6 protein-coding genes and 1 pseudogene are annotated in these 7,632 nt (G+C 39.8%); all 7 read right to left on the bottom strand.

The window, feature by feature from the left end; translation table 11 throughout:
* Positions 1-546: 546 nt before the first annotated feature.
* Positions 547-1,587, bottom strand: coding sequence for an MFS transporter (locus ACFILN_RS08610; RefSeq protein ID WP_375643753.1), 1,041 nt, complete (start codon positions 1,585-1,587; stop codon positions 547-549).
* A gap of 525 nt (positions 1,588-2,112) precedes the next feature.
* Positions 2,113-3,351, bottom strand: a complete 1,239-nt coding sequence (locus ACFILN_RS08605) for a DUF2087 domain-containing protein (RefSeq protein ID WP_375671304.1) — start codon at positions 3,349-3,351, stop codon at positions 2,113-2,115.
* Between the two features lie 10 nt (positions 3,352-3,361).
* Positions 3,362-4,036: a hypothetical protein gene (locus ACFILN_RS08600; protein ID WP_375671302.1), complete on the bottom strand. Its 675-nt coding sequence runs from the start codon at positions 4,034-4,036 to the stop codon at positions 3,362-3,364.
* A 208-nt stretch (positions 4,037-4,244) separates the two neighbouring features.
* Complete coding sequence (locus tag ACFILN_RS08595) at positions 4,245-5,429, bottom strand: MFS transporter (protein ID WP_375671300.1); 1,185 nt, start codon at positions 5,427-5,429, stop codon at positions 4,245-4,247.
* On the bottom strand, positions 5,426-6,556 hold the full coding sequence (locus ACFILN_RS08590) for a hypothetical protein (RefSeq protein ID WP_375671299.1): 1,131 nt from the start codon (positions 6,554-6,556) through the stop codon (positions 5,426-5,428). The genes ACFILN_RS08595 and ACFILN_RS08590 overlap by 4 nt, the downstream gene beginning before the upstream one ends.
* Positions 6,557-6,680: 124 nt before the next feature.
* The gene (locus tag ACFILN_RS08585) at positions 6,681-6,830 is read right to left on the bottom strand and encodes a hypothetical protein (RefSeq protein WP_375671298.1); all 150 of its coding nucleotides are present in this window, start codon (positions 6,828-6,830) and stop codon (positions 6,681-6,683) included.
* A 222-nt stretch (positions 6,831-7,052) separates the two neighbouring features.
* Positions 7,053-7,632 (bottom strand): annotated as a pseudogene (locus tag ACFILN_RS08580) (DUF3792 domain-containing protein); the annotation flags it as partial.

Genomic DNA, 7,632 nt, shown 5'->3' with positions numbered 1-7,632 from the left:
AATGGCACGAGAAAATGCTGGTAGTCGTGATATGGTTTTTTATTATGGCTGATCCATGAGCTCTAAAATATAAATTGAGAGGGAATGGGTGGCATTAAAAGTTAAACGCGCATGGCGAGGCTTGAGATTGATTAGTTCAAAATCCTTTTTTGAGCGAATTATAAAAAAATGCTTTGGCTGTGTTGCACATGGATATCAATAGAATATTATTCGTGCAGAATGTAGCTACCTTACGCTTGTCTGCCCCCATAATACTTTAAGCTATGAGGCAATTGGCAACGGAGCCTTACAGAGCAATCTTTAAAGACCGTTTCGAGCTTCTTTGCCGCAGATTGTATTACAAACCCATAATTGAGTGATTTATGGCGAATTATTTTGAGTGCTCTTGTTGTGCTACGGGTTTTCAAAAATGATATGTGACATGGAAGCTGCTTATTTTTTCGTTTGCATGAGGCAAAGGCAAGAAGCAAAGGCGGAGGCACCAACAATCATGCAAAAGGTGAAAGCGATATGATTGTTGAAATGGCTGATGATCCATCCACTTGTCTATGAGCCGGCAGCTTGGCCAATATTTGAAATAACAAGAATATAACTAAAAAGAACACTGGCAGAGAGGGATGAGGTTGTTTTCCCTGCTTGATAGTATATCTCTGGAATCATGACAGATTCATAGACACTGTAGGCAATTAACGCAATCACAGCGGTAAAGACCCCACCTATGAGGAAAAATGCAGCGAAACTTCCCATAAAGCAGAGCAGATAAAAAGTTGCTTTATCGGAAAGGGTGAGATGTTTATTGATTACCCCCTGCCAGATACAAATACTGATGCCAACAATTGAAAAGAAAATTCCACTATAAGGGGCGAGATTTCTGTCAAATTTACTGAGAAGTGTTGTGGTGGTGATGAAAATTCCCATGAGGAATGCACAAAGCAAAGCCGTGACCAGCAAATAAGCAATAGAACGATTATGTATTATTGTTTTTAAAGAAGAAAGAAGAGCTTTTTTTGTTTTTTTATTCTTTTCAAGAAATAATGTTTTATGTGGGTAATGATAAACAATTTGAATGGATAGAACACAAAGATACAAACCAATGAGTGCAAAAAAAGCCATTAAGAAGGTTGATGCGTTGTATTTTATGGCACTCGTTGCAACAAGAGGGGCGATAACGACAGCAGCATTTTGAAAAAAAGAATAGAGAGTTAATGCGCGTTTAAGAGCATTTTCATTGAGATGTTCTGATAAAATTTCTCTCAAAAATGGCTTTGAAACTGCTTTCGAAAAAGCCATTAAGGTAAAAAAGATCAACCATGCAGAAGGTGTGAGCGATAGGATAATGCACACAAAAGCGCTACTCCTTAAAATAAAGGCGCTAGCCATTAAGAGTTTACGCGAAAATCTTTCTAATAAACCCGTTGTGGTTACCATGAGAATGCTTTCAAGGATTACTGATCCAGCGAGATAAAAAGCGACATTGGCAGCAGTTATGAGAGAAGAGTTTCCAAGCAAAGGGAGTACAAAGAAAAAGGAAAATTCAGAAAGAAAAACTGTGCTATAGATGAAAAAAGTTATTTTATTTTTGCCCATGGAATTTCCATAGAAGTGTCGTTAAATGATCAAATACATTTTGTTGTATCTTTTGAGGAAGCTTTGCTAGTCCTGTTTCTACCGTGCACATTTTGTTGAAATAGGATCTTTCTTGATTCACCAGCCAGTCCAATGCAAGAATATTGTTTTTTCTACGATGTTTTTAGAAATATCGAGCATGATTTGGATTGAGCAAGAATACTGTGCCCTGATGTTCGCGCAACAACCGTAAGATCATTGAGACCTTGATCCTATATCTTCTCCTGATGATTTTGACTATTCCCAATTCTTTTTGATAACCACCCAATCCTTTTTGATAACCAATTGGCACCCCGCATTCTTGCTTTTCCATTTTATCCTTTATGAAGAGGATGTACTATCCCCCCATAGATTGTCAACATATGAATGGGATGAATGATTTTGTAACTTTTTAATGAAATTATATTTTTTTAGTGGAAGGTTATTCATTCTCTTGAAATAGAGAAGAAAAACGATAGAGTTCGCTAATCATTTTTCAAATCTCTTTTAGCGCATGCGTTGATATTTGCCTCCATGGCGTTGTAAAAAACCTCTCTCAACAAGAGTGCGTCGTAATCGGGCAAAGTCTATCGTAAAGAGGTTGCATATCTTGGAAACTTCCGTTTCGCTATAGATTTTTTCCTTTTGAAAGGCTTCACCAATTTTTGATAGCATCTCTTCTGTTTCTAAATGGCGGTCGCTTAAATTTTCCCTATTCCGCTCATGTTTATTTTCTAGCATTTTCCACACTGTCTCTTCGGCTTGAAATCCTGCTGTTGTGTTGTGAATAAGTCCAAGATTCAAAAGGCGATTGATGGATTTGTGAATGTTTTTGGCATCTGAATCGACATGTTTGAGGATATCAGGAAGATTTTTTGCACCAAGGATAATGGCGGCATAAACAGCGCGCAGTGTCGGTGAGGTCATGGCAGAGATCAGTGAATTGCGGGTATTGCGTTTGTGAAGGGCTTCTTTTTCCATGGGCAAAATATCATTGCGAATGGGAATTTCATTGATTTCTATGAGTTCTGCTTGTAGCGATTGTGCGCGTACAATTTGTTCGGCAGAGGTGCGTTTGCGAATAATCCCCAGACCACTTTGGCGATATTTGTGGTTTTCGGGAAGAGTTAAAGCTTCATAGGAGCCATCAAGCCGGTAGAGAATTTCTTCCCACAAAGGAGTTCTAACACGTCGAACCCGTTGTTCGCCATTGAGAGCAATTGTTGTTGTCATTGTTGGTTCATGCAGACATAGATAACCACCAGCGGTGATGTGTTCCCAAAGGGTTATAACAAATCGCACATCATCTGCGGGAGTTCCTGCATCAATCCAAGCAAAATCTATTGGCGCCCAAGATTTGAGGGTGCTTTCATCAAGAGAGAAAAAATTCTCATGGATAAATGTTACCATGTTTTTTTCAATACCGTCTTGAAGCAGTTTTTGCCATGCTTCTTCTGCTGATTGACCTTCAACTGTAAAATCATCAATGGTGATAAGCCGAGGTTCGTAATTCTCAAGGATTCCTGAAGGGTCAAGCAAAGCTGTGCGCTCTTCCCAGGTGGAAGATTCTAAAAGTTTTTTATCTTGTTGCCATGCTTGTTTTGCTTTTTGCAGTGCTTTAGCAATCAAGCGCGTACTATCACCAGCACCGATTTCAATGACTGTGCGCGGTCTTGCCATTTGAATAAGCGCATAAATGAGCTGTGCACTATTTTCTGTTCCCATGCCAGGTCTTATCAGCTGCATCTTTTTATCCTTATAATTTTACCAATCGTAGCATTCCTGCTTTTACAAAAAATTTTATTGAATCCTCTATAGGGTGTTGAATGTGCATTGGTGTGGTGGCTTGCTTCAAGAGATGTTTTGTTTTTTCATGAAGCCGGATTGTACGCCCATTGAGTTGATTAATGGCAAGACTGCCAAGAGAAGAATCTATGATAATACATGTTGGCTCTCGTAAAAGAGCGGTTGCATCATTTTCTGAAAATGCTTTTTGATCTGTTTCGATGAGACCGTGTCGTAAAAGTGAGATCAAAAGACTTCCAGAGGCAAGAAGAGTACCATTGAATTGTATTTCCCTCAGTGATTGGACATGGCAGCTTTCACGAAGTGCTTCAAATGTGGGAAAGTCGAATCCGCCAAATGCCGCTCCTTTTGTAGAAACAATGGTGATGGGTTGTATTTGCCGTTTGCCAATGAGTGCTGGTTTGTTTTTTATTATTTGTACATCTTTTGCCCATTGAACGCGTGATAAAGGATTGAGTTCACTTGGGTAGACAGCGAAAGAATTGATGGCTATGGGTGGTGTTGGTTTTTGCAATTCAAGTGTGTGGGAGATCTCATGACAATCATGTCGCATATAGTCTGCCAGTTGCCACACATAGCCGCCTGTTCCATTGTAAAAGTTTAAGCCTATAGGATCTTGTTGCATGATGTTAAACCGGTTTCTATTTTGCTATAAACTAAATTTTGGGAATGGTTGTTAGCTCTTCCACACTCAAGAGTGGTTCATCAAAGTCTTATTGGTTGGTGTGGGGTTGTATGGGAGATACAACGATTTTATCGAGGGGTGATTGTCATGTCCTTTTGGGGTGTATGGTTTGCTTGAGAGCAAAGATAGCAAAGTCCGTTAACCATTATCATATTCCTTTTTTTTGTACGGCACTGTTCAAGATAAAACCTAATATGCCTGCGATCATTGTGGCGATGCCAATGATAAACAGTGTGCTTTGGGTATGATGAACATGGACAAAACCGGCTCCTAGAAAGCCAATGCACACCGCTGTTTGTATGATAAAGATATAGGCGGGCATTTGGTTGTTTCGATGTTCTTTCTGAATGGCTTTCATCATAAAACTTGCCATTAGAGCATTTTGCACACCGTTTGCACCCCCAAAGATGAAAAATGACAGCATCATCAACCATACAATATGTGTTAAGGAAAAGCAGAAAATTGCAAAACCAATGATTGTAGCGGCAAGTGATGCACCAGCGGCATTGCCAAAGCGATGAAAAAGACTGGAGAAACAGAGTGGACCAACCACGAGGCCAAGACTTAACATGCTTGTGATTACCCCATAGGTTTCAGCGCTTAAGTTGAGATCGGTACGAATGCGGACAATCGATAAGACGTTGAGAGCAGAGGTAAGGATGATGGTAATGATGAGGGGAGAAAGAGCATAGACAACATTTTTTTTACGCAAGAGACCCGTTAAATCTAGCCTTTTTTTGCTTTTTTGCGTTGTGTTTGTCGTTTGTGTATGAATTTTTAAACTTTTAAAACAGAAGAGAGTGATAAAGGTAGCAAAAAGAACCATGATTGACAACGCAAACAATCCTTTTTGCCCGTTCGATAGACTATACAACACACCCCCTAGCAGTGGTCCGGCAATATAGCCAAGATTACGGACTGTTTGGATAACGCGGTTTATACGGTCTAATTGCTGATCATTTTTTGCGAAGTCAGGTACCGCAACAAGAATAGCGGACCAAAAGAGTGAACCAGCACAACCTAGTGCGAAAGAAAGGGCAATATAAACCCAAAATTGGTTTGCGATTGCAGCAACGGCTATGAAAAGTGCTTCAAACAATAAAACAACAGTGACTGTGTGTACTGGTTGGAAGTGATGCAAAAGACGTGGTGCAATGGGTCCCGCACAAATCGCTCCGATAAGCCCTGCAAAAAGCAGCATTGAAATAGAAGCTGTGCTTTCTGCTAAGTGTAAAGCAAATGTGACTTGTGCTGTTTCATCGGCAAAGCTGCTAAAGCCCAAAATGAGGAAAAGTCCCATTTGGGCGAAAATCATGGATTTTTTCTTTGTCACAATGCTCCCCAACATGCTAAAGCTTTTACAGCTTTTAAAATTTCCTTTTGCGCATATTTATATGATTTATCATTTAATTTTACTAGATCTAGTTTTTTTCCTGATGAAAGTTGAGAAAGGAAATGCTCTAGATGAGAGCTATATTCAAAGCTTGCACAATGTCCGTTTGCTGCGATGAGCAGTTCTTTTGTTTCAGTTAAGGGCACCCATTGCAGGGTTGCAGGTGGGCGAAGAGAGATTTCATTTTCAATTTCGGAGACGTCAACAAGAGGGCGACCGATGCATAAACGTGAACTTGTATCACAAATTAATTGAGAAACCAGCATATGGCGTTTTAAGGTACCATTTGCGATGGCGGAGTTTAGTGCAGAGTGTTGAAAAGCATTATCAGGGTTTAAATTTGCTCTTCCTGATGCGCGGATATCATGTCGCGTTCGATCATCAAGATGGAGTAAATGCGTGACATAATTTTTATGATGTTGTGCATCGTGTGCTGTTTCCCAAAAAGCAATATTGATATTTGCCGCGATATTTTTTCCAGTTTCAGCAACGTGGAAAGCATCATGGGGAAAGTAGGCAACACGGTCTGTACGGTTTTGCAGCGCAATTGCTGTTAATTTATGCGCTTCATATTCAGGATATTTTAGCCCTTGGAGGTCTTCTCGTGTACTGGGCCATGCAAACATTGTTTTGCCATCCTGTAGAGTAAAACCAAAATTATGAGCGTGATCCACATGTATCCCAACATGGGTGGAAGAATATCGGCCGATGAAGCAGTCAATATCCACGCGTCCACCAGGCCTAAAACCTAAAGAATGAGCTAATTGATCTGAAAACTGTTTTGCCACATCCCATAGAACAGGGGTTGCAGCGTATAATCCATAATACATGACCGCCCATTCTTGTCCTTCGGCATATTGGTCAACGCGGGCAGTATATTCTTCTATAGTTCTATCCGTATCTAAAACAAGAAAGTTTGAAAGAGTACGTGGACTCCGCACTCCATTAACCACTGTTACTACTTCGGATTTAGGATTAAGAGCTAAGAGTTTATGAGGATATAGAGCGTATTGTCTTAAAGCATGCAATACATCCCTTTCATCGAAAGGGATGTATGAAATCGACAACTCAGCTGCTTGCTTAGCCCAAATTTTTTGAGAAAAGCTCTCTGAAAATAACTGAAACATGCACTTAAATAAGCTTAATTTTTAAAGTTGGATGTATAAGAAGATTTGCATCAACAATACATCATTAAACTTCCAGAAAACCATCCATATCAAGCTCATCTTGATAAACTTGAACATCGCTGCGCTGAGCATATTTACTATTCATCACAATTGGCACAACTTCCTCAGCAGCCAATTCAATAACATCTTCTACTTCATTAAGTGAAATATTCATATATTTCCCCCTTATAGTTGATAAAAAAACAATGATAACCAAAATAAAAAAATTACCACTTATTCCCTCTTAGTATAGATTTTATTTTTTGTCAAATGTTATGTTGATTGCAAAGAGCATTTTAAATAAGAGGGCTGAATTTTAGAGTGATCAAGAAGAATTTACATAAAAAGCTGCACTATGCGTGCAGCTTTTTATGTATTTGCTTTAGAGCTAGACGTTTTAAAGCATGAAAGTGTCCTTACGGCTTCTATAACCATAATAGCCAAAAACACTGGAAATAATGGCGCCTACCAGACTGCCTAAAAAGCCCCACCATCCCATATTGGAGGCTGTTTTTGTGGCTTTAGTCGCAGTGTTTTTGGCGCCCTTGATCGTATCCTCAAGATTGTCTGAGAGTGTTTCTGCCCGTTCTTCAAGGACTTTGATGGCTTTTTCGGTCTTTTCCTCTGCTCTTTGATAGAGTTGGACGGCACGGTTGGCTGCTGTTTGTGCATCCGCACGGGACATGCCATCGGTCACAAGGGCCTTGATGATATCACTTCGATCAAATTTTGTCGTGAGATCTTCTACACGATCGGACAGACGCTCACCAAGATTTTTTAAAGTGGTGCGATAGTAAGAAGGGTCATTTTTGAAAGCTGTTATCGCAGAACCAATATCATTGAGTGCAGCTTGATAGGTTTGTTTCAAGCGATCAGGGTTGAGAGCAGGAATGTCGCTTTTATTGAGAAGGGTGCGCAATTCACTCGAAAGTTGGTCAAAATTGATGCCATTGTCACTATTTTTTGCAAAAAACTTT

The sequence above is a fragment of the Bartonella sp. CL434QHHD genome, from assembly GCF_042195145.1.
In the GTDB taxonomy this organism is placed as follows: Bacteria; Pseudomonadota; Alphaproteobacteria; order Rhizobiales; family Rhizobiaceae; genus Bartonella.
Note: the sequence above shows the minus strand (reverse complement) of the source record. Positions and strands in the feature narration are given on the sequence as shown.